Below are 24,774 nucleotides of genomic sequence, written 5' to 3' on the forward strand. Positions count from 1 at the left end.
CCTTCCCGCACGCTGCAGGAAGGGCCAATGATACCTACAAAAAGCCTCAGAACTTGACGTTGGCAGTCAGGGTCGCCGAACGGCCCGGCGCCACGCCCGCATAGTGCGGCGAGGACACCTTGTCGAAGTACAGCTTGTCCGTCAGGTTCTGCAGGTTCAGCTGCAGGCTGATGTCCTTGTTCAGGGCATAGCTGGCCATCGCGTCGAAGCGTGCATAGCCCGGCACCCACTTGTTGTTGTTGACGTTGGCGTAGACCTTGGACATCGCGCTCATGCCGAAGCCGGCGGTGAAGTCCTTGGTGAAGGCATAGCTGGTCCACAGCGAGGCGCTGTTCTTCGGCGTGGTCGGGAAGCGGTTGCCGTTGAAGGGCGACGCGGTCCAGATCGGCGCTGCTGTGGTGCCGGTGTTGACGAAGCCGTTGTCCGCGATTTCCGCGTCCAGCCAGGTATAGCCGCCGAACACGGTCCAGGCGCTGGTCAGCTTGCCGGAGAAGCCCAGCTCGACGCCCTGGATCTCCTTGCGGCCGACGTTCTGGGTGGTGCCGTCCGGCGCCGTCACGCGGGCATTGTTCATGGTGCTCTTGAACAGCGCGCCGGTCACGGACAGGCGGCCGCCCGGCAGCAGGTCCCACTTGGTGCCCAGCTCGATGTTGCGGCTGCGCTGGGGCTGCAGGTTCTGGATCACCGCGGTCAGGGCATCGAGGCCGTCGCCGCCGTCGTTGCCCGGCGGGGTCGCCGAGCTGGCGTAGGACAGGTAGATGCTGCCGTTCTTGCTCGGCTTGAAGACCAGGCCGGCCTGGGTGCTGACGAAATCGGTGTCGACCACGGCGTGGGCGGCAACCGTGGTGGCGGTCGGCAGCGTATCCAGGGTGCTCTGGAAGTCGTCCCAGCGCACGCCCAGGTTCAGCAGCCATTGCGGGTTGATCTCGATGGTGTCGAAGGCGTAGGCCGCCTTGGTCTTGGTGCTCACGTGGGTCAGCGCGCCCGACAGCGTGCGGGTGTAGACCCACGGATCGTAGGGGTTCGGGTTGACCAGGGTGGTGCAGTTGTACAGCGTGGCCGCGCCGGACGTCGGGCAGGTGAAGGTGTTGGTCAGCGGGTTGTTGGTGCCCGGCGTGAAGATGTAGCTGCTGCGGTCGGTGGTCTCGCGGTCGAATTCGACGCCGGTGTTGAAGCTGTGCTTCAGGCCGGCGGTCGTCAGTTCGCCGCTCAGGCTCGTCACGTTGGCGAAGGTGCGGGTCTCGGTGGCACGGGTGTTGGCGCGGCGCCAGACGGTGCCGTAGATGACGGTATTGCCCTTCGAATCGTCGGGCTGGGTCCAGACGTAGTCATTGGTCGACTTGCCGTAGCGGGTCACGTTGCGCAGGGCCAGTGTGCTGCTGAATTCGTGGCGCAGGTCGATCGTGCCGACGTCGCTCTTGGTATCGCGGAAGTCGCGGTTGGCCAGGCCGTAGAAGGTCTCACGGTCGACCGCGAACGGGGTGCCGTTGCCATTCTTCGCCACGTTGGCGCCGGTCGTGACCGGGTTGTTGAAAGGGATGCCGGTATCCGGGATCTCGTGCGAAGTCAGGTGATACAGGCTGACGATGGCGCGGTCCGGGCCCTTCAGGCCGAAGGTGACGGTGGGCGCCACACCCCAGCGATTACCGCCGACCACGTTGCGGCCGGGGACGTCGTTCTCGTGCGCCATCACGTTCAGGCGGAAGGCGCTGTTGCTGCCGATATAGCGGTTAACGTCGCCGGTGATGCGGCGGTATTTGTCGCTGCCGATGCCGACCGAAGCGTTGTTGAAGTCGTAGCCCTGGGCCGTCTTCGTCACCAGGTTGACGCCGCCGCCGGCCGAGGAACGGCCGCCGTAGGCCGAGTTCGGGCCCTTCACCACTTCGACCTGCTCGAGGTTGAAGATCTCGCGCGACTGCGAGCCGGCGTCGCGGATGCCGTCGATATAGGTGTCGGTCTGGGCGTTGTAGCCGCGGATGAAGAGGTTGTCGCCGACCGGGTTGCCGCCCTCGGCCGCGCCGATGGTAATGCCGGGCACGGTGCGCAGTGCGTCCGTCAGCGAGACGGCGCCGGTCTGGGCGATCGTGTCGGCGGTCACCACCGTCACGGATTTCGGCGTGTCCAGCAGCGGCGCGGTGAACTTGTCGTTGGCCGAGACCGGACCGCCCTTCGCGGCGGTACCCGACACCTGCACGGCCGGGATGTTCTGGTCGATCACGTTGTCCGGGGCGGCGTGGGCAGCCGGCATGCCGAGCGTGGCCAGCAGGGCCATTGCAGGAGCGGGAAGGACGCGGGCGTGCTTGCGGCTCTTGATGAAGGATGCTTGCTTGTTATTCTTGGTCATGAAGGACAATGCGGAAGGATAATGAGAACGATTCGCATTATGATTCCTGTTGAGCTTTTTGGCAAGCGCCGTACTTGCCTGTGTGTTACAGGCATGTGGCCGAATCAACTACAATACTGTGGATAAGGGTTTATCATGGCCCTCTGAGTCATCGTTCCACATTCAAACACCTACTATGCGTCGCTCCTCCAAAGACTCACCCAAACTATCGGCAGAAAGCCAGCGTCTAGTCAGCATCAGCCAAGCCATCGTGCAGGCCGCCAGCCGCGTTGAAGAACGGACCTGGGAGCGCAATCTCGACTCGCAGCTGCAGAAGCTGCTCAAGACCAACCACCAGGACAGCATCGACGCCGCCCTGAACGTCCTGTTCAAGGGCGACCTCGCGGTCTACGACGTGCTGATGGACGGCGTCGAAGCGGTCAGCGAATCCTCGACCATGACCGAGCAGGCGGACGGCGCCGAAGTCACCTGGCAGGCCCTGCTGGTGGCCGCGCCCGTGCTGGCCTGGACCCGCTTCTCGATCGCGTCCGGCACGATCCCGAACGACATCGTCACCACGCTGTCGGCGCACTTCTCGGCCCACCTGCTGGCCGACGGCGCCCGCATGGCGATGGCGCCGACCCTGTACTCGCTGGACCAGCTGCCGCGCACCCACGCCGAAACCTACGGCCTGACCCACAAGCTGGCCCAGGCCGCGCACAAGGGCTCGAGCGTGAAGCCGGCCGCGCCCGGACCGGACGCCTCGCAGTTCCTGGCCGATACCCGCTACCTGCTGGTGGCCGTCATCGCCCCGGTGGGCGCCCCGCTGTTCCGCTGGCAGGAACCGCAACACCACGTCAATTTCGAAGCCGTGCGCGACGCCGCGCTGGAGCAATGGCGCGCCCAGGCAGGCCCCAACGTGGCCCGCCTGCTGCCGGGCTGCGGCACCGAGCTGCTGCTGCCGGAAGCCTATTACGTGGCCTGCCGCGAGGCCGACAAGCTGATCCGCCCGGTGTCGGTGCGCGCCGCCGTCCACTACCTCACCTACACGCTGGGCGTCGAGCCGGGCGACCTGCGCGCGGTGATTGCCGGCTTCGGCGACGAGATCAACGACAGCCAGGTCGACGAATACCGCGTCGGCTTCACCCTGCGCCAGTCTTCGGACGTGGTGTACGGCATCGTCTGGCCGCTGTACGGCCAGGAAGACGAGGAAGGCACGCCGATGGAAGGCCCGGTGCACGGCGGCCGTCCGCTGGCGCCGATGGACGACATCGTCAAGCACCTCAACGAGATGGGCATCGCCCACGTCAAGCGCATCGCCGAGCGTTACGTTGCCGAGTACTGCGACGACTGCGGCGCGCCGCTGTTCGCCGACCCGAGCGGAGAGCTGGTGCATGCCGAGATGCCGGAAGATACGCCGGCGGGGAACGAGCACTTCCACTGATCGCTCCCTGTCCCGAACAATGAAGCCCGGCACTGTCCGGGCTTTTTTTTCTTGATCCCGGGGGCTCCGGCTGCTAAAGTCGTTAACACGTTAACGAATTCGGCGGCATCATGGACAACGAAACGCTCTTCATCACGACCGCGGACGGCAACGCCATCGCCGCCCGGCTCTACCCTGCCGCGAACGCGCGCGCCGCCGTGCTGCTGCACCCGGCCACCGCGGTCACCCAGGGCTACTACGAACATTTCGCCCGCTGGCTGGCCGGTCTCGGCCTGCACGTGCTGACCTACGATTACCGCGGAACCGGCGCGTCGCGCGGACCCAGCCTGCATGCCTGCACGGTCACGATGGCGGACTGGATGAGCGAAGACGTCGGCGCCGTCACGCGCTGGGCGGCCGAGCGCTTTGCCGGCCTGCCGCTGCTCGCGGTCGGCCACAGCGTGGGCGGCCATGCGATCGCGCTGTCCGAGGACACCGAACGCCTGCGCGCGGCGGTGCTGGTCGCCTCGCATGCCGGCACCAGCCGCCTGATTCGCGGCGCCGGCGAGCGGCTGCGCGTGCGCTTCGTGATGCGGGTGCTGGCGCCCGTCATGTGCGCCCTGTTCGGCTACATGCCCGGACGCCGGATCGGCCTGGGCGAGGATCTGCCGGCCTCCGTGATGCGCCAGTGGGCCCGCTGGACCAGCCTGCCCCGCTACTTCTTCGACGACCCGGCGATGTATGCCGAACGGCGCATGCGCCGCCAGCGCCTGCCGCTGCTGGTGCTGGGTTTCGAGGACGATCCCTGGGCCAACGCGGACGCGGTCGGAATGCTGGTGGCGCCCCTCGTCAACGCCGCCGTCGAACGCCGCGAGATTGCCCCGGCGGCGGCCGGCGTGCCGGCGATCGGCCACATAGGCTTCTTCCGCAAGCGCTGCGCCGCCGTGCTGTGGCCGCAGGTCGGCGCCTGGCTGCTGGCGCAATGCGACGCGCCCATCAAGACGGACGCGCGCGCATGAAGCAGCCGCGTTTCGTCTTCCTGCTGAACCGCGCCCAGCGCATCCTGCAGCGCTGGGTCGAGACCCGTCCGGACGCATGGGAAGGCGTCAGCTCGGCCCAAGCGGGCGTGCTGTTCATCCTGGCGGGGCGCGGCAGCGCCACTATCGGCGAGATTGCGCTTGAACTGAGCGTGGCGCCGGCTGCGGTGACCAATCTGTCGAAGCGCATGCAGGCGGCGGGCTTGATCGAGCGCGTGGCCGATGAGCATGATGCGCGCCTGACGCGGGTGCGCATGACGGCTGCGGGGGAGCAGGCTGCGGACAAGGCGAAGACCGCGCTGGCGGAGCTGAACCAGCGCATCACGAAGGGATTTTCGGATGCCGAGCTGGCGACCGTGGCGCGGTGGCTGGAGCAGGTGGCAGCCTTAGAAGACGAATAGGCGTCGTTCCCGCAAAAGCGGGAACCCATACTGAGGCACTGATCACGCGACGCATGGATTCCCGCCTGCGCGGGAACGACGAGCTAACTAGCCAGATACCCATGAATCTGCGCCACCACAGCCGCCCCCTCCCCCGCCGCAGCCGCCACCCGCTTGGTCGACCCCGAGCGCAAATCCCCCACCGCAAACACCCCATCGACGCTGGTCTCCAACCCACGCCCATGCAGGTCGCGCCCGGCATCTGCCCCGGTCATCACGAAGCCCCTGTCGTCCAGCCCAACCCCGCACTCGCGCAGCCAGTCGCTGTTCGGGTCCGCCCCGACGAACAGGAACATGTGCCGGGTCTCGAAGGCCACCTCCCGGCCATCGCCGATGCCGCGGCAGCGCACCATGCTCAAGCCGCCTTCGTCGCCTTCCAGCGCAGCCAGCTCGAGCCGGGTGTGCAGCTGGATGTTCGACGCGGCGGCAATGCGCTCGATCAGGTAGCTCGACATCGTCTCTTCCAGCCCGGCACGGCGCACCATCAGGTGCACGGTCTTCGCATGCGCCGACAGGAACACGGCCGCCTGCCCGGCCGAGTTGCCGCCGCCGACCAGCACCACCTCCTGGCCGCGGCACAGCCCCGCCTCCACCGGCGAGGCCCAGTAATACACGCCGCGCCCTTCATAGCGTTCAAGGTCGGGCAGTTCCGGCCGGCGGTAGCGCGCGCCGGCCGCCAGCACCACGGTATTGGCGCGCAGGCAGGTGCCGTCGTCGAGCTCCACCTTCAGCGGCCGCTCGTGGCACAGCAGGCGCGTGGCCGGGGCCGGGATCGCGACTTCGGCGCCGAACTTGAGCGCCTGCACGTAGGAACGGCCGGCCAGCGCGCGGCCCGAGATGCCGGTCGGGAAGCCGAGGAAATTCTCGATGCGTGCGCTGGCGCCGGCCTGGCCGCCGTAGGCGCGCTGGTCCAGCACCATCACCGATAAACCCTCGGAGGCCGCGTACACGGCGGTCGCCAGGCCGGACGGGCCGGCGCCCACCACCAGCACGTCGTAGACCTTCTCGCGGTCGATGCGCGGAAAGGTGCCCAGGCAGCGCCCCAGTTCGAGCAGGCTGGGGTTGCGCATCACGAAGCCATCGGGCAGCGCCACCAGCGGCCAGTCGGCTTCCGAATGCCAGTGCTGGCGCACCAGCTGCGCCGCCTCGGGGTCGTGCGCCGGATCGCGGCGCGTGTAGGGGTAGGCGTTCCGGGACAGGAAGTTCTCGAGTTCGAACAGGCCGGCGTGCGCGGGCGGGCCGATCAGGATCGGGCCGCCGGGATGGTCGCTGATCAGCCGTACGCGGCGCAGAATGAAGGCGCGCATCACGCGCTCGCCCAGCTCGGCTTCGGCCATCAGCAATGCGCGGATGGATTCGGCGTCCAGCACCAGCGCCTCCAGCTCGCCCACCGCCATGCCGTCGACCAGGGGCGGCCGGCCGGACAGCTGGGCGACCTCGCCGCTGAACTGGCCCGGCCCGTAGTCGACCACCTCGACCCGCTCGCCGAGCGCATTGCCGCGGCTGCAGACCAGGCGCCCTTTCAGGATCACGAGCATGCCGGGCGAGTCGACGCAGGCATGGAACACGCACTCGCCGTCCCGCCACTGGCGCGGCTGGCCGAAGCGGCGAACGCGCCGGATGTCCTCGCTGCTCAAGGTGGGAAAGATCTGGTGGCCGCGCGTGGCGAGGTCGACGACGGCGCGGGATTCGGGATCGGCCCCAAGGGCATCGGCACCGAAGGTCGGGAACTGGTCTGGCATGGCGGCGGCTCGCAATGAAGATGGTGCCGCCAATCTACCTTACTTTTGCCTGATGGCGGCGATTACACGTTTCGTGAACTCGGCCGTGTTACCCGCATGCCAGCGCCACACGACCACCAGCTCATGCTCGGGCGAGACGACGATGTCGTTGCTGCCCGCGCCCAGCGCCGCGTAGGCCGTGGCCGGCAGGCCCGGCAGGTTCTTGCCCTTCGTGTTCAGCCACCACAGGTAGCCGTAGTCTGGACCATGCTCGCTGGGCGTCAGCGCCGCTTTCACGTAGTCCTGCGGCAGGATCGGCTTCCCGTTCCACGCACCGCCGCGCAGCCACAGGTAGCCGAAGCGCGCCATGTCCCAGGAGTTGATCCACATGCCGCCGCCCCAGCGCGTGCCGCCGCTCACGGATGGCGCCGGCTTGCCGTGCAGGTCGACGTAGCTGTTGTGGTAAGGCACCCATTTCCAGGTATTCGAGGCGCCGATCGGGTCCATCACTTCCTGCTGGAACACCTCCGGCACCGGCTTGTCGAACACGCGCAGAAGGGACAGCGCCAGGCGGTTGATGCGGACGTCGTTGTATTCGTAGTAGCTGCCGGGAGCGCCGAATTGGCGCGGCTTGCGCTCGCCGGCGCCGAAGGCTTCATGGCCGATGAAGTCGGCATTCTTGCCCCACATGCTGCCTTCCCACTCGGATTCCTGCTGCAAGTGATGCTTCCAGGTCACCAGTGCATTGTGCGGCGATGCATAGCCGCCATCCTGTACGGTCTGGCCGACGGGCTGGTTCAGATCGGCGATCCTGCCGTCGCGCAGGGCGACGCCGGTGACGGTCGAGAGCATGCTCTTTGCCACCGAATACGTCGGGTCGACAAAGCTGGTGTCGCCGAACTCGGCCACCACATAGCCCTTGTAGATCACCACGCCATTGGTGGCGGCGCGCCTGGTCGGCAGCGAACCAAGGGGCTGGCCAAAGGTCTGCTGCTGGTCCGAAAAGTCTTTTGCGCGCTCGGTCTCGTGCGAGCTGGCGTAGGCGACGGCCTCGGCCAGCTTGGCCGGGTCCATGCCCAGCGATGCCGGCGATTTGTGGGCCCAGTTGCCGGCAGGCGGGAAATAAGTGGGGGGAGCGGAGAAGGCGGGAGCGGCCAGCAGGGCCAGGGACAGCGAAAAAAGCGTACGACGCGTAATGCTGGTCATGCCTGGTCTTTCCACTTGGAGTACGGTTGCCGGATCAGGCTGGAATTGTAGTAGCGCTTATCGCCCGTCACTTCCTGACCGATCCAGTCAGGCTTCTCGAAGGCCTCGTCTTCGCTGCCCAGCTCGATCTCGGCGACGATCAGGCCGGCGTTTTCGCCCTTGAATTCATCGACCTCCCAGGTGTGCCCGGCATGTTCGATGCGGTGGCGCACTTTCTCGACCAGCGGCTGCTCGCACAGGCGGTCGAGCAGCTCGGCGGCGTCCGGCACGGGAATCTCGTACTCCCATTCGCCGCGCGATGCGCCGATGCTCTTGCTCTTGATCGTGATGACGGCCCGCTCGCCCTCGATGCGCACGCGCACGGTGCGTACGGGGTCGGCCGCCAGGTAGCCCTGGCGCATCAGGGTCGGCTGGCCGAGCCCGCGCCAGCCGTCGCCCTTGAGGAGGAACTTGCGCTCGATTTCGATGCCCACGATTCCTCCTTTTGCCTCAGTCGTCCAGCGACAGCAGGATAGGCTGCAGCATCGCCGCGCCCAGAGCCGCGCTGCGAGCGCCGTTCCAGCCGACATAGCTGTCCGGCAGGTTGGCGTTGTCCTTGAACGGCATCTCGAGGGTCAGCGACAGGCACTTGTAGGTGTGGCCGATGTACTTCGATGCCAGGGTCAGCAGCTCGTCGTTGTACTTCGAGGCCGCGTAGCCATACACGTTCTGGAAGTCCGGGCTGGACGCCATGTAGCGCTCGATGAAGGCGTTCTGGGCAGCCAGGCGTTCCGGCGTGAAGTCGGTCAGCATCTCGCTGCCGGCCACGAAGTTGTAGGGCAGCGCTTCGTCGCCGTGGATGTCGAAGAACATGTCGACGCCGGTTTCCTCGATCTTGCGCTTCACGCACAGGACTTCCGGGCTGCGTTCCGGCGACGGGGTCATCCACTCGCGGTTCAGGTTGGCGCCGGCCGCGTTGGTGCGCAGGTTGCCGCGTACCGAGCCGTCCGGGTTCATGTTCGGCACGATGTAGAACACGGCGCGCTGCAGCAGCTTGCGCGAGACCGGGTTCGAATTGTCGAGCAGCGCATCCATCATGCCCTCGACGAACCATTCCGCCATGGTCTCGCCCGGGTGCTGGCGTGCGATGACCCAGACCTTCTTCTCGGCCTGCGGGTTGCCGACCACCACCAGGTTCATGTCGCGGCCATCCACCGTGGTGCCGATGTCGTGCACGCGCGCGACCGGGTTCTCGGCCACTTCTCCCAGCAAGCGCAGGTGGCGCTCCCAGGTGTAGGGCTCGAAGTAGGCGTAATAGATGCTGTCCAGTTCCGGCGTGTGATCGATGGTCATCACCTGGCCGTCGAAGCTGGTGGGAACGCGGAACCAGTTCTCGGTGTCGTAGCTGGCGACCGCCTGGTAACCCTCGAAACCCTTCGGATAGGTCGCCTGGCCGGCGTTCAGGAAGCGGATCGTGCAGGCCTGGCCGCGCGCACCCTGCAGGCGGAAGTGGAACCACTGATGGATGTCGGCATGCGAATCCTTGCGCAGGTTCAGGTCGATCTGTTGCGGATTCTCTGCCTTGACGACCTCGATGGCGCCGGAGTCGAAGTGCTGGCTGATCTTGATGGGCATGGCGGCTCCTTTATTCGTCGAGGTCGATCAGGTCCCTGCTGTATGCGATCAGGATCTGGCGCATCAGTTCGACGTTGCTGCGGTCCAAGACCAGGGTCATGTCCGGCTTGATGTCCAGGTTGAAGGTCATGCTGATCTTGCCAGGCAGGACCTTGCAGTTGACCGTGGCTGCGCGCGGCACGTTCGGATTATCCCAGTCCCATTGGGTGATCTGCGGACCGGGAGGCGGCGGCTGCAGGGTAGGATCCTGGTTGGGCGGGAGGTTCTTCAGCAGGAAGAAAACGATCGAGGCCGGGATGACGAAACAGGTGTCATTCGCGCCCTGCGCGGAGAACTTCGCCAGCAACAGATTACCGACCCGGTCGCACGACATAGCCATGCTCTTGACTTGACGGATGACCGCAGATTTCACGACAACTCCTATGAGATTGGACAAAAAGGCGCAGCGATTCTACCTTATCCCATACCTGAATTGTGTGAAAGAAAAGCAAAACGGGGAGCGTGGGCTCCCCGATCTTGTGCCCGGGAGGGACGGCGCCGCCACCGCCCTGCCGAAGCTGCTTACTGTTTGTTGCCGCGCGAGCCGCCGCGCGACGATCCGCCCGATGCCGACTGGCGGTTGCCATGGCTCATGCTGCCTGCGCGGCGAGCCTCTTCCGAGGTGAACTCGTGCGCCGTGCCCTTCTGGTGAGCAGCCTTGCCGCCCTGACTGGCGATCTCGCGCTGACGTTCAGGATCCATCGACGCAAAACCGCGGTTCTTCGTACCGCCACTCTGTTTGTTGCCCTGGTTATTTGAAGCCATGGTGCTCTCTCCTCTTTGCTCTAAAAACCGCCGCGTCCTGCGGCAGGCCGATTCCGACGCTCTCGGCAGACACCGATGAGCGCCGGTCGGAATCATCTTAGGCATGCGAGATGGATGAGGCTATAGGACGTTTTCAGATGACTTTGTAGGACAATGTGAGACAGAAAATGCACAGCCGAAAGTTACTTCCGGTAGTAAATTGTTGAGAATCGAGTCGTCAGTAGTAGTCCTACAATCACCCGCTGTCTCTTCCTATACTGAACTTGCCTCATGGCGCGCATTATCTTTATAAGAATGCATCGTTCCAGTGAAAGGAGACGACCGTGGACGCGAACCAACGCAGCGAAGTCAACAACCAGACGAATAACGTCGCCAACGAAAAATGGACGCCCGGCTCAAAGGGCAAGACCGCGGACGAAGGTCCGCTCGACCACACCTATCCCAACGGCCCCGGCGCGCAGCAGCAGGGCAACCGGGGCAACCAGGGCGTCGACACCATGAGCGCGCAGCCCGACAACCAGTCGCAGACCCCGGGCGGCTCCATGCAGAACCAGATGAGCGGCGGCTCGGGCGCCGTGCAGGGCATCACCGACAGCCACCAGCGCCAGATGGAACCGAAGTCCGGCGCCTACGGCATTCTGGAAGAGCCCGTCGGACATCGTCCGAAAGACACGGGTGTGAATCTGAACCAGCAACGCGATATGCACCGCGACGCCGTGCGCGGCCAGATGGGCTCGCAAGACCCGAACCAGCCCGACTTGCAGGGGGGCTCGCTGGGCCCGAACCACGGCAGCGGCAACATGCAGTCTGGGATGCAAAGCGGCAATACGAGCGGCGGCGGCATGCACGGGCCGCAGAGCGCGCCAACCAGCCTCAACGCCGGTTCCGCGACCGGCAACCGCCAGCAGGGCAGCAGCCTGTACGTGTCCGATAACTCGACCCGTAATGGCGGCGGCATGCGTGGTCCGCTCAGTGGGTCGCACGGCAATGGCCAGGAAGCCCAGCAGGGCAACACCCAGCTCGGCGTGTCCGGCTCGGGTTCGATGGCCAACCAGGCAGCCAGTGTCGGCGGTGTGCACCAGTCGAACGACGTGGCGGGCGGCCTGCCTCGCTCGCCGGGCAACAGCGGCGCGCGCAACGCGGCCGCCAGCACCGACCGTGCGGGTTCGCAGACCGGCGCCGGCGCGGCCGACAGCGGACCGCCGTCGCACGATTCCAACGACGCCGCCGGCGGCTACCCGCGCAGCCCGGGCTACGCCAACAAACTGGCCGGCGACAGCAACATGGACGACGACACCGGCTTCAAGCGCAAGCCTTGAAGTAAGCCAGGCTCCCAAGCGAAACGCGCCGACCCCGGCGCGTTTTCTTTTTCAGGCTGTCGGCAGCACGCTTGACGCAGATTCAGGCATTCCCGCTGCAAGGGAACCCTGCCGTTCCCGCCCCAGTCGAACCCGTCACATCATTCATACGGGGGGAGGCCATGCGCCGCCTGAACATTCTGACCTGGCATACGCACGGCAGCTACCTGTATTACCTGTCCCATGTTCCGCACGATTTCCACGTGCTGACAAAGCCCGGCCGCCCGCCCGGCTACGGCGGGCGCTGCGGTCCCTTTCCCTTCGGCGCCAACGTCCACGACCTGCCGGTCGAGCAGGCGCGCGAACGCGAATTCGACTGCATCCTGTTCCAGGAAGACCACCACTGGGAAAAAGACCAGTTCGAGTTCCTCACGCCGGCCCAGCGCGCCCTGCCCCGTATCTACCTCGAGCACGATCCGCCGGGCATCGCCGTGACCGGCGGTGCGGCGCCACGCCAGGCCTGGCCGACCGACACCCGCCACCTGGTCGACGATCCCTGCGTGCTGCTGGTGCACGTCACGCCTTTCAATGCGCTGATGTGGGACAGCGGCCGCACGCCCACGCGCGTCATCGAGCACGGCGTCGCGATCCCGCCCGCGGTGCACTATAGCGGCGAGCTGGAGCGCGGCCTGACGATCACCAACCACCTGGCGCGGCGCGGCCGGCGCATGGGAGCCGACCTGTTCGCCGCACTGCGCACCGAGCTGCCGCTGGACCTGCTCGGCATGGGCGCCGCCGAGATCGGCGGACTGGGCGAGATCGACCACCCGGCGCTGCCGGCCTTCGCCGCGCGCTACCGCTTCCTGTTCAGCCCGGTCCGCTATTCCAGCCTGAGCCTGTCCACGCTGGAAGCCATGATGGCCGGCATGCCGGTCGTGGCCCTCGCCACTACCGAAATGGCCACCGTCATCGAACACGGCAGGTCGGGCTATGCGGTCACCGACGCGCGCGAGCTGGCGCCCTGCATGCGCGCACTGCTGACCGAGCCGGATCTCGCGCGCCGCCTCGGCGAGGGCGCGCGCCGCACCGCACTCGAGCGCTTTTCCATCGCCCGTTTCAGCGCCGACTGGGACGCCGCCCTGCGCCACGTCACCAGCTAGGACGCCACATGAGACTCGACGACGCTCCACGCATGAAGCGCATCGCCCTGATCAGCGACCACGCCTCGCCGCTGGCCTCCCCCGGCAGCATCGACTGCGGCGGCCAGAACGTCTACGTCGCCCACCTGGCGCGCGAACTGGCGATGGACGGCCACCTGGTGGACGTGTTCACGCGCCGCGACGCCATCGGCCAGAAGCAGCTGGTGCACTGGCGCGACAACATCCGCGTGATCAACGTGCCGGCCGGCCCTGCCCACCACGTGCCCAAGGAACAGCTGCTCCCCCACGTGCAGGCCTTCGCGCGCTTCGCGACCCGCTTTGCGCGCCATCAGCCGGCCATGTACGACATCGTGCACGCCAACTTCTTCATGTCCGGCATGGTGGCCCAGCACCTCAAACAGATGCTCGGGATCCCCTTCGTGATCACCTTCCACGCGCTCGGCCAGGTGCGCCGCCTCGCCCAGGGCGCGGACGACGCCTTTCCGCCCTCGCGCATGCGCATCGAGACCCTGCTGATGCAGCAGGCCGACCGCATCATCGCCGAATGCGCCCAGGACCGGCTCGACATGGAGCAGCTGTACGGCGCCAGCCCGTCGCGCATCGCGGTGGCGCCCTGCGGCTTCGATCCCGCCGAGCTGTGGCCCCAGAACCAGCACGAGGCGCGCAGCCAGCTCGGCCTCGAGTTTGGTCCCGGCGGCGGGCGCTTCACCGTGCTGCAGCTGGGCCGGATGGTGCCGCGCAAGGGCGTCGACACCGTGATCCAGGCCACCGCCCTGCTGCGCAGCGAGCAGGGCATCGACGCCCAGCTGCTGGTGGTGGGCGGCGACATGCACGCGGGCGGACGCGACGGCCCCGAGATCGCGCGCCTGCGCACGCTGGCGGCGCAGCTCGGCGTCCTCGAGCATGTGCACTTCGTCGGCCAGAAGCCGCGCGCCGAGCTGCGCAGCTGGTACAGCGCCGCCGACGTGTTCGTGACCACGCCCTGGTACGAGCCTTTCGGCATCACCCCGGTTGAGGCGATGGCCTGCGCGCGGCCGGTGGTCGGCGCCGAAGTCGGCGGCATCAAGAGCACGGTGGTCGACGGCAGCACCGGCTTCCTGGTGCCCTCGCGCGACCCGCAGGCGCTGGCCGAGCGCCTCGCCACGCTGCAGCGCAATCCCCTGCTCGCCCGCAGCATGGGCGACGCCGGCCTGCGGCGGGCCTACCGCCACTACACCTGGCGCAGCGTCGCCCAGCAGGTCGCGGCGGTGTACGCCGCCGTGCTGGCCGAAACGCAGGCGCGCGCCACCATCGACCTCACCCAACCCTAGGAGCCAGCATGGCCGAGCCGTCCTTCACCACTTCTTCAGGCGCCCTGCAGGGCAAAACCGCCTTCATCACCGGCGCCGCCAGCGGGCTCGGCGCCGCCCTGGCCGATGCGCTGGCCGCCGCCGGCGCCGACATCGTGGCGGCCGACATCCGTCCCGCCGCCCTGCACGACCTGCTGCCGCGCCTGCGCGCCCACGGCGTGCGCGCCGAAGGCGTCGAGCTCGACGTCAGCGACCCGGCGCAGGCGCACGAGGCCATCGAGCGCACCCTCGACCGCATGGGGCGCCTCGACATCCTGGTCAACAACGCCGGCACCGACGTCACCCTGCCGATCGACGAACTGAGTGAGGAGGATTGGCTGCGCGTGATCGGCACCAACCTGAACGGTCCCTTCCTTCTGTCCAAGCGCGCGGCGCTGCACATGCGCCGCCAGGGCTCGGGCGACATCGTCAACATCGCCTCGACCGCCGCCAAGCGCGCCTGGCCCAACGCCAGCGCCTACCACGCCAGCAAATGGGGCCTACTCGGGCTGTCGCACGCCCTGCACGCCGAGCTGCGCCCGCACGGCATCCGGGTCACCGCCGTGGTGGCCGGCGGCATGCGCACACCCTTCCTCCTGGACCGCTTCCCCGAGCTCGATCCCGGCGTGCTGCAGGACCCGGCCGACGTCGCCCAGGCCATCCTCGGCGCTTTGCTGTTGCCGCGCGCAAGCGTGGTGCCCGAGCTGACCGTGCTGCCGGTGCGGGAGACGTCCTGGCCATGAAAGCCGTTTTCCTGGACAAGGACGGCACGCTGGTCGACGACCTGCCGTACAACGTCGAGCCTCAGCGCATCACCCTGTGCAGCGGCGCGGGACCGGCCCTGCGCCTGCTGTCGCGGCTCGACTACCGGCTGTTCGTCGTCAGCAACCAGGCCGGCATCGCCTTCGGCCGCTTTGCCGAAGGCGCCATGGAGATCGTCCACGACCGCCTGCAGGACCTGCTGTTCCGCGAGCAGCTCACGCTGGAAGGCTTTTATTATTGTCCCCACCATCCGGAAGGCAGCGTGAGCGACTATGCCTGCGATTGCCACTGCCGCAAGCCGATGCCCGGCATGCTGCTGCAGGCGGCGCGCGACCACGGTATCGACCTGCGTTCGTCCTGGATGGTCGGCGACATCCTGCACGATGTCGAAGCGGGCAACCGCGCCGGCTGCCGCACCGTGCTGATCGATAACGGCAACGAAACCGAATGGCGGCTGGGCCCGCGCCGCATCCCGACCCGCATGGCGCCCGATCTGTATGCCGCGGCGGTGCTGATCGCCAGCCATGGGGATGCCGCATGACGGCGCGCGTCGGGCCGGCATGGGAAGACGCGCGCCGCATCCTGTGCGTGCGCCTGGACGCCCTCGGCGACGTCCTGATGTGCACCCCGGCGATGCGGGCCCTGCGCGACGCCGTCCCCGGCCGCAGCCTGACCCTGCTGACTTCGCCGTCGGGCGCCGCGGCCGCGCCCTTCATTCCCGAACTCGACGACGCGATCGTGCACGCCGCGCCCTGGATGAAAACGGAGCTGCCGTCGCGGCCCGACGATCTGTTCGCGCTGGCGGCCAGCCTGGCGGCGCGCCGCTTCGATGCGGCGGTCGTGTTCACGACCTACACGCAAAGCGCCCTGCCGGCGGCGACCCTGTGCTGGCTGGCCGGGATCCCGCTGCGGCTGGCCCACTGCCGCGAGAATCCCTACCACCTGCTCACCGACTGGGTCGAAGAGCCGGAGCCGCAGCTGCTGGTGCGCCACGAGGTGCAGCGCCAGCTGGCCCTGGTGCGGCGCGCCGGCGCGGCGCAGCCGGCCGGAGCGAAACAGCCGCTGTCCTTCGCGCTGCGCACCGCCGATCTGGCCGCCATGCGTGCACGCCTGCTGCGGCTGGGCATCGATGCCGACCGTCCCTGGCTGCTGCTGCATCCGGGCGCCAGCGCGGCCTCGCGCCGCTATCCGGCCGGCCACTGGGCGCGCGCGCTCGAGCTGCTGGTGCGGCGTACCGGCCTGCCGGTGCTGATCGTGGGCGGCGCATCGGATGCCGGCACGATCACCGAGATCCGCGCCGGCTGCGGCGCCGGCGTTGGCATGGCGGTGCATGCGCTGGTCGGCCAGCTGAGCCTGGGCGAACTGGGGGCCGCGCTGCGCCTGGCGGCCGTCGCCCTGACCAACAACAGCGGACCGGCCCATGTGGCGGCCGCGGTGGGTACGCCGGTGGTCGACCTGTATGCGCTGACGAATCCCCAGCACACGCCCTGGCAGGTACGCTGCCGGGTGCTGTTCCAGGACGTGTCCTGCCGCTTCTGCTTCAAGAGCGCCTGCCCGGCCGGGCACCACGCGTGCCTGGCCGGGGTGACGCCGGCACGCGTCGCCGATGCGGTACTGGAGCTGCTGGCGCCGCGCCTGGCAGCACGGCCAATGGAGGAAGCCGATGCCGGCCTCGACGCTAGCTAGCCGGTTTGCGGTAGCCGCGCGCAGCCTCGCGCACCATCGCGAGCGGCACCGCATCGGCAATCGCCTGCATGCCGCGGTCGTTCGGATGCAGGTGGTCGCCGCTGTCGTAGGCCGGCAGCAGACGCGTGGGGTGGTCCGGGTCCTGCACGGCAAGGTCGGCGTCGATCACGCCGTCGAACTTGCCCGAGAGGCGGATCCAGCCGTTGACGACGTGGCGGATGCGCTCCTTCTGCGGCGTCGCATAGCCCGGGTAGACCGTGCCTTCCAGCGGCGTCATGGTCACGCCGAGGACGGCGATACCGCGCTTGTGCGCCTTCGCGATCAGCGCGCGGTAGCCCTCGACCATCTCGTCGGCGGACGGCAGTTCGGCGGCCGGGGTGCCAGCCATGCCGGGGTGGCCGATGTCGTTGATGCCGATCGCCACGATGACGGCGCGCACCCCGGCGGTATCCAGCACGTCGCGCCCGAAGCGGTCCAGCGCGGCGATGCCGAAGACGGGCTGCACGGCCGGGTCGCGCAGCAGGCGGTTGCCGCCGATGCCGCGGTTGACGATGCCGATCCGCGCCGCACCGGTTGTGAACATGCGCCGGGCCAGCAGGTCCGGCCAGCGGCGGTTGGCGTCCATGGTCGTGACGGCGCCGCTGGCGATCGAGTCGCCGAACACGACCAGCGCCGCGGCATCCTTGGCGCCGCCGGTGTCGACGTCCACCTCGGCCAGCAGCGGCCAGGACGGAATCTTGCGTTCGACCGGCAGCGTGGCTGCGCCGGCAAAATTGCCGGGCGCGGACACATAGCTCATCTGGTAGGCGGCCGCCTGCACGGTGTTCGCCTGCACGCTGTCCGGCAAATACAGGCTGACCGCCAGGTCGGCCAGCGCCGGCACCGCCAGCGCGACCGGATCCGATTCCACGCTTTTGCCGGCCGGGATGCTGAGTTCGCGCTTGCCGTCGAAAAGCAGTACGCGGTCGCTTGCAGCAAGGATGCCGGCGCCGTCCTGCCGCAGCGCGAGATGTGCGGCGGCGATGCGCAGCGGGGCCGCGCCGAATTCGTTGGACAGGCGGATGCGCGCACGGGATCCGGCGATGCTGGTGTGGACGATCAGGCGCAGCGTCTGCCCGCGCAGGACCACTGTCTCGGCGGGCAGCGCCGGGCCGGCCAGGCCCGCGCCCCAGGTGCCGGTCCAGCCGTCGTCGGCCGGCGCCATCAGGCGCGGCCATGGCGGCAGCAGGACCAGGGCATAGATGGCCAGCAGCCCCAGCAGCAGACGGGGAACGAGACCGATGCTGCGCCGGCGCGCGCGAGGCGGCGACGCGGCATCGGGGGAAGCGGCGGATGGCGGCGGTCTGTTCACGTCAGGCTCGGCTGTTCATTCGGAGAACTGCCGAGCATAACCGCCCTCGCCTTCCGCCGCAATCCGAGCGGGCCGCCTCCTCCGCCGGCACCGTTAGCGCGTGGTGGCAGCCGCCGGCGAGCCCAGGCTGCGGAACAGCTGCAGCGGGATCGCATTGGCCATTGCCTGCATGCCGAGGTCGTTCGGATGCAGGTGGTCGCCGCTGTCGTAGGCCGGCAGCATGCGGGTCGGGTGGCTGGGATCGCGTACCGCGCGGTCGAAGTCGATCACGCCGTCGAACTCGTCGCCGGAACGGATCCAGTTGTTGACGGCCTGGCGGATCTGCTCTTTCTCGGGCGAGTAATAGCCGGGGAAGATCGTGCCTTCGAAGGGCGTCAGCGTCGCGCCATACACTGCGATGCCCTTGGCGTGGGCGCGAGCGATCAGCTGGCGGTAGCCGGCGATCAGGTCGGCCGGAGTCGGCTCTTCCGAGGCCGGGATGGTGCCGGTACCCGGGTGGCCGATGTCGTTGATGCCGATCAGGACCACCATGTAGCGGACGCCGGCGGTGGCGATCACGTCGCGGTCGAAGCGTTCCAGCGCGGAGCGGCCGAACAGAGGCTGCTCGCCCGGATCGCGCAGCAGGCGGTTGCCGCCGATGCCGCGGTTCACCACGCCCAGGTTCGTGCCCCAGGCGATCAGGCCGGCGGTGTCAGGGCCGAGGTTCGCGCCCCGTTTTCCGGCCGGCGCCGCACCGAAGACGTCGCGCGCGGTCTGCAGGCGCAGCGCCAGCAGGTCGGGCCAGCGGTGGTTGGCGTCGACCGTGGTAACGGCGCCGTCCGTGATCGAATCGCCCAGCGCCACGATGGCTGCGGCGCCCGGCGCGTTGACGTCGACCTCGGTCAGGTACGGCCAGGAAGTGATCGTGCGATCGGTCGGGAAAGTGGCGGCGCCGGTAAAGTTCCCGGGCAGCGAGACGTAGTTGGTCTGGAAGGCCGAGCCGTGGATGGTGTTGGCCTGCACGCTGCCCGGCAGGTGCAGGGAGATCGCCAGGTCGGACAGCGCCGGCACGTCGAGGTCGACCGGGTCGGACAGCACCGGCGCGCCGGGCGGGATCGTGATCGACGCGTTGCCGCTGAAGGTCAAGGTGCGGTCGCTGCCGGCAACGATGTTGGCGCCGCTCTGGCGCAGTGCGATGTGTGCGGAGCCTACGCGTAGCGGGGTGGTGCCGAAGGTGTTCGCTATCCGGATCCGGACCGACTTCCCTCCGATACTGGTGTGCACGATCAGGCGCAGGGTCTGGTCGTTGAAGGTCTGCAGCTGGGCAGGCAGCGGCGGGCCTGCCGGCGCCGTGCCCCAGGTGCCGACCCACTGCTCGGTATTCCAGGCGGATTGGGCAATGGCGGGCAGCGAGGGCAGCCCGATGCCGGCCACCGCCAGCAGGCCCGCGGCCAGCAGGCTCCGGCGCCGGCGGCGCCAGGCCTGCATGCCGGGCGACAGTGCGGCCTGCGCCTGATGGACCAGTTCGGATATGGACAAGGGTTTGCGCGTCATGTTGTTCTCCTCGGTATGTTAATCGGAATCGTCGGCGGTCCGTTATGGACGAGCTCGACAGCACCGTTCAATCTATCCACCGCGGGTAGGCACAACAAGACGGGCTCGGCGAGAACCCTTGCGCTAGATCGATGAGTCCGCTCGAATGTGATGCGGAGCGGAATGTTGATTGGCGTGACGCAAGACATCGGCTTTCTGGCGCAGCAACTGGGCCAGCGCTTCGCGGTCGATCTAGCTCAAACCCGCGCGCATGACTTCACAGCGTCTCGCGCACCTGGCGCACGGCCTCGGCGGCATCTTGCGCGATCTCGGCGATATCCTTGCTGCGGCGCCGCTCGAACCACAGCAGCACGGCGCCGAGGATCCACCAGGCCGGCAAGCCCGCCAGCACCAGGAAGGGTGCGGCCACCATCAGCACGCCCATTTCGGCCGGCCCGCCGGCCAGGACCGCGAACTGCCCGCTGGAGGCGAACAGGGCCGGCCACCAGCAGTAGGCGGCGATCGCCAGGATCGGCCCGGCCACCGTACAGGCCAGCAAGGTGCAGGCAAAGCGCACGGCCGCCTCGCGTCCCGACTTCGGCCACAGGAACAGGAAGCCGAGGCCGGTCGCCGCCAGGCCGGCGGCAAACGGGACAGCGGCGAGCTTCAGGAACAGGATCGCGATCATGGTGTGTCTCCAAGCGTTGATTATTGCCTTGCAAAGGTTTAGTATTCGATACGAGTATAGAACTCTAAACTGATCTTAGTCAAGAACACTACACCAATCGGGTTTAGGATGCTAAACATGAACTCCCTATCGGAACGCCTGGACCTCATCCATCGCGACCTCCCCCAGCTCGAAGGCGAACGCGGCCAGACCGGCCTGGTGAAAGCCTCCGGCGCATCGAAAAGCGTGGTCAACCAGTGGCTGACCGGGAAGATCAAGTCGATGGATATCCGCTACGCACTGAACCTCGAGCGCGAGCTCGGGATTTCCCATATCTGGCTGATGACCGGCGAAGGCGACCGCCACCATGCACCGCTGCACGGGGTCAAGGATGCGATGGCGGTGCGCGCCGCCGCCAACGACGACGCCGACTTCGTCCAGATCCAGATGGTCAAGCTGCGCCTCTCCGCCGGCATCACCGGCTTCCAGACGGAGCCCGAACGGCGCGATGGCGGCACCCTGGGCCTGCGCCGCTCCTGGATCGAGCGCCACCAGCTGCGCGCCGAGCACCTGATCGCCATCCTGGTAAAGGGCGAGAGCATGGAGCCCTCGCTGTACCAGGACGACATCGTGATCGTCAACACCCTCGACACCAAGCCCGTCGACGGCGCCGTCTATGCCTTCAACTACGAGGGCGAAGCGGTGGTCAAGCGCCTCACGCGCGACGCCGGCCAGTGGTGGCTGACCTCGGACAACCCGGACCAGCGCCGCTACCACCGCAAGCTGTGCAAAGGCGCGGAATGCCTGCTGATCGGGCGCGTGGTGCGCAAGGAAAGCGACCGGATCTGAGATGAAGATCGGGGTCGCGCTGGCGGTGCTGAAAGGCGTGCGGGTGGTGGTGGCCTTCCCGCCGCCGGCCTGGGTCGTGCCAGGCATGGGCGATGCATTGCTGGCGCGGCTGCAGCCGCATTTCCCCGCCCTGCCGGTGATGCTGGTGTCGCATCAGCCGCACGGGGTGCGCGCACATGCGGCCTTCCAGGCCCAGGCGCTGGTCGACGGCGCCGATCTCTCGCTGCTGGACAAATTCGAGATCGACCTGGACCTGCCGCCACCGGCGTCCGACGAAGCGCCGCCCTTCTAGCGCCGCTTGTGTTGGCAATGCGACAGTCCAGTGAACTGTTTCATCTTTTATAATATTATTAATGTAATATCCCTGTGGAACATTTTATTCCACAGGTTTATGACACAGAGAATTCGCGGCTTCGATGGTCTGCGTGCCATCGCCGTCTGCCTGGTTTTCCTCCAGCATAACGCGCACATCACCCTGTTCGGCCCGGGTCAGCTGGGCGTCTGGATTTTCTTTGCTCTCAGCGGTTACCTGATCACCGGCATCCTGGCGCGCCATCGCCGCCTGATCGAAGCCGGCGCCAGCCAGGTGACGACGGCGCTCGAGCACTTCCTGCTGCGGCGCACGCTGCGCATCTTTCCGATCTACTACCTGCTGCTGGTCGTGCTGACGGCGATGGTGCTGAGCGGCGCGTTGCCGGCCGAGTTCCGGCCCTCGCTGCCCTTCCACTACGCCTACCTGTCGAACTTCTGGATTGGCGCCTGGGGCGACTGGCCAGGGCCCTTCTCGCACCTGTGGAGCCTGGCGGTCGAAGAACAGTTCTACCTGCTGTTCGCCCCCGTGCTGCTACTGTTGCCGCTGCGCTGGCACTGGCTGGCCTGCACCCTGCTGGCCGCCAGCGGCGTGATGGCCATGTGGGCCTTCAAGACCGCCGGTACGAGCCAGGTGTTCTTCCTGACCCATCCGCTCACCAATATGTGGGTGCTGGCGCTGGGCGCGCTTGCTTACCAGGCGGTGGGCAATCCGGCGTCCCGCCTGCGCAGGCTGCTGGGCGGCCGGGTGGCCCTGCTGGCCTTCGTTGTCGGCGCCGCCAGTTCCTGCTACCGCGCACCGGACGCCTGGACCGATCTCGGCCCGCTGCGCTACGCCGGCTCGGCGCTGGTGCTGGGCCTGTGCCTGGCCGTGCTGGTCGCCTGGCTCGCCTGCCGCCAGGACAGCCTGGCGGTGCGCCTGCTGGAGACCCGTCCGCTGGCCGCCCTGGGCAGGATCAGCTACGGCTTCTACCTCTACCACCTGGCGGTGCCGCTGCTGCTGGACAGCGCCTGGTTGCGCCAGGGGCTCGCGCTGCTGCATGTACAGTTGCCCGGACCGGTTGGGCGCGCGCTGCTGATCTTCGTGCTCACGCTGGCGCTCGCCAGGCTATCCTTCGTACTGGTGGAGGCGCCCATCATGCGACTGGGACGGCGCGGCCCCGATAGGGCGGAAGCCGAACCGGAAGGGCTGGTCTATCAGAAACACTAGAAGGCGCAGGCCTGCACGATACGAATCGAATTGCATGCATCACTGCAACTTTGTTATGCTTCGCGGCCAGCATTGATAAATACGACCGGAGACAAGGTGCCCCCATTCGAGCGTCCCAGGATTTTGGTCGTCAACGACGACCATGCCAGCCTCCTGGCGCTGACCAGCCTGCTCGATCTCTGGGCCGAGGAACTGAATTACACGGTCGTCAGCGCGCGCTCCGGACAGGAGGCCCTGCGCCAGGTACTGCTGCACGACTTCGCCGTGATCCTGCTCGACGTGAACATGCCCGGCATGAACGGCTTCGAGACCGCGGAGGCGATCCAGCAGCACCCACGCTCCGCGGAAGTCCCCATCATCTTCATCACGGCCTACCAGGCCGACGAAGTCGCGCGCCTGCAGGCCTACCAGCGCGGCGCCGCCGACTTCCTCTTCACGCCGGTGATCCCGCAGATCATGCGCGCCAAGGTCTCGGTGTTCGTCACCATGGCGCAGAAGAACGAAGAGCTGCGCCGCCAGACCACCGAACTCGGCCAGCATACGCAGGAACTGGTCGACATCAACGAGCGGCTCACCCGCGAGATGGAAGAGCGCCATGCCGTCGAGCGGGCCAGCCATGCCAAGGACGAATTCCTGGCGATGCTCGGGCACGAGCTGCGCAATCCGCTGTCGGCGATCAGCAGCGCGGCTTCGCTGCTGGGCATGCCGGCCATCACGTCCGATATCGCCCTGCGCGCGCGCAGCATCGTCCAGCGCCAGACCAAGCAGCTGAGCGCCATCGTCGACGACCTGCTGGACCTGTCGCGCGCGATGTCGGGCAAGGTGGTGCTGGCGCGCCGGCCGCTCGATCTGGGCAAGCTGGTCGAGACCTGCCTTGCGACCTACCGCGCGACCGGGCGCGCCGGCCTGCACACGCTGAAGGACACCCTGGACGCGGTCTGGGTGGACGGCGATCCCGCCCGCCTCGAGCAGGTGATTTCGAACCTGGTCGAGAACGCCCTGAAGTACACGCCGCCGGGCGGCGCCATCGAGGTGTCGGTCCAGCGGATCGGACAGGAGGCGGTGGTGGTGGTCAAGGACGATGGCATCGGCATCGACGCCGATCTGCTGCCGCGCGTCTTCGACATCTTCATGCAGGTATCGAGCGCGCTCGACCGCTCGCAGGGCGGCCTGGGCATCGGCCTGTCGCTGGTGCGGCGGATGGTGGAACTGCACGGCGGCGCGATCGCCGTCAGCAGCGAAGGAACCGGACAGGGAAGCAGCTTCACGGTGCGCCTGCCGGCGATCGAGCCGGGCGAGACGGTGCGGGTCGAGCGCCGCGCATCCCCGCGTGCCGCCAGGCCGAGCATCCTGCTGATCGACGATAACGACGACGGCCGCGAAATGATGGCGCTTGCGCTGCGCGCCCATGGCTACGACGTGCGCCAGGCCGGCGACGGCATCCGCGGCATCGAAGAGGCGACCGCCAACCCGCCGCAGCTGGCGCTGGTCGACATCGGCCTGCCCGGCATGGACGGTTACGAAGTCGCGCGGCGCCTGCGCCAGGACCCGGCCACCAGCGGCATCCGGCTGATCGCCCTGACCGGCTACGGCCTGGTGAAGGACCAGAACCGGGCGCTGGAAGCCGGCTTCGACCTGCACCTGGTGAAGCCGGTGCCGACCGAGCGGCTGTGCGGGATCATCGACGGTCTCGAATAAAGGCCGACCTCAGACGCTGCCTTCGCCGCTGAGTTCTTCCAGCAGCGCCTGCAGTGCGGCGAGGGTGAAGGGCTTCGGCAGGAACAGCGGCTTGATCCCGAGGCCGGCGGAGTCCGGCGCGCCAGTTCGTCGCGGCCGCAAGGCTTGCTGATCAGTTCCACGCCCGGATCGAGGCGGCCGCCGTGCACGATGGCATTCTGCGTATAGCTCGAGGTGAACAGCATGTCGACCGGGATCCCGCTTTGCGGGATGGTCAGCGCGCCCTGGCCGTCGCTGCCCTTCAGTACGCGGTAGCCGAGGCCCTGCATCGCCTGCACCGCCAGGTCGTCCTCACCACCAGGATGGTTTCGCTGCCGCCCACCACCGGCACGTTGCG

The 24,774-nt window shown here is 67.6% G+C and carries 23 protein-coding genes and 1 pseudogene; 13 read left to right on the forward strand and 11 right to left on the reverse strand.

The genetic code is table 11. The features are described 5' to 3' along the window. Positions 1-46: 46 nt before the first annotated feature. Positions 47-2,344 (reverse strand): TonB-dependent receptor, encoded by a 2,298-nt coding sequence (locus AC07PE_RS01845; RefSeq protein WP_498761044.1) that lies wholly within the window; start codon positions 2,342-2,344, stop codon positions 47-49. Between the two features lie 175 nt (positions 2,345-2,519). Between AC07PE_RS01845 and AC07PE_RS01850 the strand changes: the two genes are divergently transcribed. The 3 genes from AC07PE_RS01850 to AC07PE_RS01860 all read left to right on the forward strand — a co-directional run bounded on the left by AC07PE_RS01850 (position 2,520) and on the right by AC07PE_RS01860 (position 5,184). Continuing rightward, the gene (locus tag AC07PE_RS01850) at positions 2,520-3,767 is read left to right on the forward strand and encodes a DUF2863 family protein (RefSeq protein ID WP_498761046.1); all 1,248 of its coding nucleotides are present in this window, start codon (positions 2,520-2,522) and stop codon (positions 3,765-3,767) included. A gap of 110 nt (positions 3,768-3,877) precedes the next feature. Next, positions 3,878-4,765, forward strand: coding sequence for an alpha/beta hydrolase family protein (locus AC07PE_RS01855; RefSeq protein ID WP_498761048.1), 888 nt, complete (start codon positions 3,878-3,880; stop codon positions 4,763-4,765). Then, positions 4,762-5,184, forward strand: coding sequence for a MarR family winged helix-turn-helix transcriptional regulator (locus AC07PE_RS01860; RefSeq protein ID WP_498761050.1), 423 nt, complete (start codon positions 4,762-4,764; stop codon positions 5,182-5,184). Before AC07PE_RS01855 ends, AC07PE_RS01860 begins: the two co-directional genes overlap by 4 nt. 83 nt (positions 5,185-5,267) lie before the next feature. Here the strand turns inward: AC07PE_RS01860 and AC07PE_RS01865 are convergent, their stop codons facing one another. The 6 genes from AC07PE_RS01865 to AC07PE_RS01890 all read right to left on the reverse strand — a co-directional run bounded on the left by AC07PE_RS01865 (position 5,268) and on the right by AC07PE_RS01890 (position 10,568). Further along, positions 5,268-6,965 (reverse strand): FAD-dependent oxidoreductase, encoded by a 1,698-nt coding sequence (locus tag AC07PE_RS01865; RefSeq protein WP_498761052.1) that lies wholly within the window; start codon positions 6,963-6,965, stop codon positions 5,268-5,270. 39 nt (positions 6,966-7,004) lie between these two features. Beyond that, positions 7,005-8,150, reverse strand: a complete 1,146-nt coding sequence (locus AC07PE_RS01870; protein WP_498761054.1) for a serine hydrolase domain-containing protein — start codon at positions 8,148-8,150, stop codon at positions 7,005-7,007. Continuing rightward, positions 8,147-8,623 carry a CYTH domain-containing protein gene (locus AC07PE_RS01875; protein WP_498761056.1) on the reverse strand — a complete coding sequence of 159 codons (477 nt, stop codon included), beginning with the start codon at positions 8,621-8,623 and terminating at the stop codon, positions 8,147-8,149. The genes AC07PE_RS01870 and AC07PE_RS01875 overlap by 4 nt, the downstream gene beginning before the upstream one ends. Positions 8,624-8,639: 16 nt before the next feature. After that, complete coding sequence (locus tag AC07PE_RS01880) at positions 8,640-9,764, reverse strand: M14 family metallopeptidase (RefSeq protein ID WP_498761058.1); 1,125 nt, start codon at positions 9,762-9,764, stop codon at positions 8,640-8,642. A 10-nt stretch (positions 9,765-9,774) separates the two neighbouring features. Continuing rightward, positions 9,775-10,176 (reverse strand): hypothetical protein, encoded by a 402-nt coding sequence (locus AC07PE_RS01885; protein ID WP_498761060.1) that lies wholly within the window; start codon positions 10,174-10,176, stop codon positions 9,775-9,777. 149 nt (positions 10,177-10,325) lie between these two features. Further along, the gene (locus AC07PE_RS01890) at positions 10,326-10,568 is read right to left on the reverse strand and encodes a KGG domain-containing protein (RefSeq protein WP_230026080.1); all 243 of its coding nucleotides are present in this window, start codon (positions 10,566-10,568) and stop codon (positions 10,326-10,328) included. A 323-nt stretch (positions 10,569-10,891) separates the two neighbouring features. Here AC07PE_RS01890 and AC07PE_RS01895 point away from each other — a divergent pair, with 323 nt between their 5' ends. The 6 genes from AC07PE_RS01895 (at position 10,892) to waaF (ending at position 16,802) form a co-directional block, all read left to right on the forward strand. Beyond that, positions 10,892-11,887, forward strand: coding sequence for a hypothetical protein (locus AC07PE_RS01895; RefSeq protein WP_498761062.1), 996 nt, complete (start codon positions 10,892-10,894; stop codon positions 11,885-11,887). A 161-nt stretch (positions 11,888-12,048) separates the two neighbouring features. Beyond that, positions 12,049-13,026: a glycosyltransferase family 4 protein gene (locus AC07PE_RS01900; protein WP_498761064.1), complete on the forward strand. Its 978-nt coding sequence runs from the start codon at positions 12,049-12,051 to the stop codon at positions 13,024-13,026. 32 nt (positions 13,027-13,058) lie between these two features. Then, positions 13,059-14,336, forward strand: coding sequence for a glycosyltransferase (locus AC07PE_RS01905; RefSeq protein ID WP_498762934.1), 1,278 nt, complete (start codon positions 13,059-13,061; stop codon positions 14,334-14,336). Between the two features lie 8 nt (positions 14,337-14,344). Further along, positions 14,345-15,097, forward strand: coding sequence for an SDR family oxidoreductase (locus tag AC07PE_RS01910; RefSeq protein ID WP_498761066.1), 753 nt, complete (start codon positions 14,345-14,347; stop codon positions 15,095-15,097). Then, positions 15,094-15,657: a D-glycero-alpha-D-manno-heptose-1,7-bisphosphate 7-phosphatase gene (locus AC07PE_RS01915; RefSeq protein ID WP_498761068.1), complete on the forward strand. Its 564-nt coding sequence runs from the start codon at positions 15,094-15,096 to the stop codon at positions 15,655-15,657. Before AC07PE_RS01910 ends, AC07PE_RS01915 begins: the two co-directional genes overlap by 4 nt. Continuing rightward, complete coding sequence (gene waaF / locus AC07PE_RS01920; RefSeq protein WP_498761070.1) at positions 15,654-16,802, forward strand: lipopolysaccharide heptosyltransferase II; 1,149 nt, start codon at positions 15,654-15,656, stop codon at positions 16,800-16,802. Before AC07PE_RS01915 ends, waaF begins: the two co-directional genes overlap by 4 nt. On the opposite strand, the gene AC07PE_RS01925 is transcribed toward waaF, so the two are convergent. The 3 genes from AC07PE_RS01925 to AC07PE_RS01935 all read right to left on the reverse strand — a co-directional run bounded on the left by AC07PE_RS01925 (position 16,795) and on the right by AC07PE_RS01935 (position 20,353). Next, entirely contained in the window at positions 16,795-18,153 is a 1,359-nt protein-coding gene (locus AC07PE_RS01925) for an SGNH/GDSL hydrolase family protein (protein ID WP_498761072.1), read from the reverse strand. The genes waaF and AC07PE_RS01925 overlap by 8 nt on opposite strands. Before the next feature lie 93 nt (positions 18,154-18,246). Further along, entirely contained in the window at positions 18,247-19,686 is a 1,440-nt protein-coding gene (locus AC07PE_RS01930) for an SGNH/GDSL hydrolase family protein (RefSeq protein ID WP_498761074.1), read from the reverse strand. A 256-nt stretch (positions 19,687-19,942) separates the two neighbouring features. Beyond that, positions 19,943-20,353: a hypothetical protein gene (locus AC07PE_RS01935; RefSeq protein ID WP_498761076.1), complete on the reverse strand. Its 411-nt coding sequence runs from the start codon at positions 20,351-20,353 to the stop codon at positions 19,943-19,945. A gap of 117 nt (positions 20,354-20,470) precedes the next feature. On the opposite strand from AC07PE_RS01935, the gene AC07PE_RS01940 reads away from it, so the two are divergent. From AC07PE_RS01940 to AC07PE_RS01955, 4 genes are all read left to right on the forward strand, one after another. Continuing rightward, a complete protein-coding gene (locus AC07PE_RS01940) occupies positions 20,471-21,181 on the forward strand; it encodes a S24 family peptidase (RefSeq protein WP_498761078.1) in 711 nt (236 codons plus the stop codon). Position 21,182: 1 nt separating this feature from the next. After that, complete coding sequence (locus AC07PE_RS01945) at positions 21,183-21,473, forward strand: hypothetical protein (RefSeq protein WP_498761080.1); 291 nt, start codon at positions 21,183-21,185, stop codon at positions 21,471-21,473. Positions 21,474-21,572: 99 nt separating this feature from the next. After that, complete coding sequence (locus AC07PE_RS01950) at positions 21,573-22,700, forward strand: acyltransferase family protein (RefSeq protein ID WP_498761082.1); 1,128 nt, start codon at positions 21,573-21,575, stop codon at positions 22,698-22,700. Between the two features lie 96 nt (positions 22,701-22,796). Continuing rightward, entirely contained in the window at positions 22,797-24,398 is a 1,602-nt protein-coding gene (locus AC07PE_RS01955) for a response regulator (RefSeq protein WP_498761083.1), read from the forward strand. Here the strand turns inward: AC07PE_RS01955 and AC07PE_RS01960 are convergent. Further along, positions 24,379-24,762 (reverse strand): annotated as a pseudogene (locus tag AC07PE_RS01960) (hypothetical protein); the annotation flags it as partial. The gene AC07PE_RS01955 and the pseudogene AC07PE_RS01960 sit on opposite strands and share 20 nt — an antisense overlap. Positions 24,763-24,774 lie beyond the last annotated feature (12 nt).

This window comes from Telluria sp. GW821-FHT07G12 (assembly GCF_059418525.1).

Coding starts and splice junctions, on each gene's coding strand:
- AC07PE_RS01845 (WP_498761044.1), bottom strand. CDS start 2,344: ATGACCAAGAATAACAAGCAAGCATCCTTCATCAAGAGCCGCAAGCAC.
- AC07PE_RS01850 (WP_498761046.1), top strand. CDS start 2,520: ATGCGTCGCTCCTCCAAAGACTCACCCAAACTATCGGCAGAAAGCCAG.
- AC07PE_RS01855 (WP_498761048.1), top strand. CDS start 3,878: ATGGACAACGAAACGCTCTTCATCACGACCGCGGACGGCAACGCCATC.
- AC07PE_RS01860 (WP_498761050.1), top strand. CDS start 4,762: ATGAAGCAGCCGCGTTTCGTCTTCCTGCTGAACCGCGCCCAGCGCATC.
- AC07PE_RS01865 (WP_498761052.1), bottom strand. CDS start 6,965: ATGCCAGACCAGTTCCCGACCTTCGGTGCCGATGCCCTTGGGGCCGAT.
- AC07PE_RS01870 (WP_498761054.1), bottom strand. CDS start 8,150: ATGACCAGCATTACGCGTCGTACGCTTTTTTCGCTGTCCCTGGCCCTG.
- AC07PE_RS01880 (WP_498761058.1), bottom strand. CDS start 9,764: ATGCCCATCAAGATCAGCCAGCACTTCGACTCCGGCGCCATCGAGGTC.
- AC07PE_RS01890 (WP_230026080.1), bottom strand. CDS start 10,568: ATGGCTTCAAATAACCAGGGCAACAAACAGAGTGGCGGTACGAAGAAC.
- AC07PE_RS01900 (WP_498761064.1), top strand. CDS start 12,049: ATGCGCCGCCTGAACATTCTGACCTGGCATACGCACGGCAGCTACCTG.
- AC07PE_RS01905 (WP_498762934.1), top strand. CDS start 13,059: ATGAAGCGCATCGCCCTGATCAGCGACCACGCCTCGCCGCTGGCCTCC.
- AC07PE_RS01910 (WP_498761066.1), top strand. CDS start 14,345: ATGGCCGAGCCGTCCTTCACCACTTCTTCAGGCGCCCTGCAGGGCAAA.
- AC07PE_RS01915 (WP_498761068.1), top strand. CDS start 15,094: ATGAAAGCCGTTTTCCTGGACAAGGACGGCACGCTGGTCGACGACCTG.
- waaF (WP_498761070.1), top strand. CDS start 15,654: ATGACGGCGCGCGTCGGGCCGGCATGGGAAGACGCGCGCCGCATCCTG.
- AC07PE_RS01930 (WP_498761074.1), bottom strand. CDS start 19,686: ATGACGCGCAAACCCTTGTCCATATCCGAACTGGTCCATCAGGCGCAG.
- AC07PE_RS01935 (WP_498761076.1), bottom strand. CDS start 20,353: ATGATCGCGATCCTGTTCCTGAAGCTCGCCGCTGTCCCGTTTGCCGCC.
- AC07PE_RS01940 (WP_498761078.1), top strand. CDS start 20,471: ATGAACTCCCTATCGGAACGCCTGGACCTCATCCATCGCGACCTCCCC.
- AC07PE_RS01945 (WP_498761080.1), top strand. CDS start 21,183: ATGAAGATCGGGGTCGCGCTGGCGGTGCTGAAAGGCGTGCGGGTGGTG.
- AC07PE_RS01950 (WP_498761082.1), top strand. CDS start 21,573: ATGACACAGAGAATTCGCGGCTTCGATGGTCTGCGTGCCATCGCCGTC.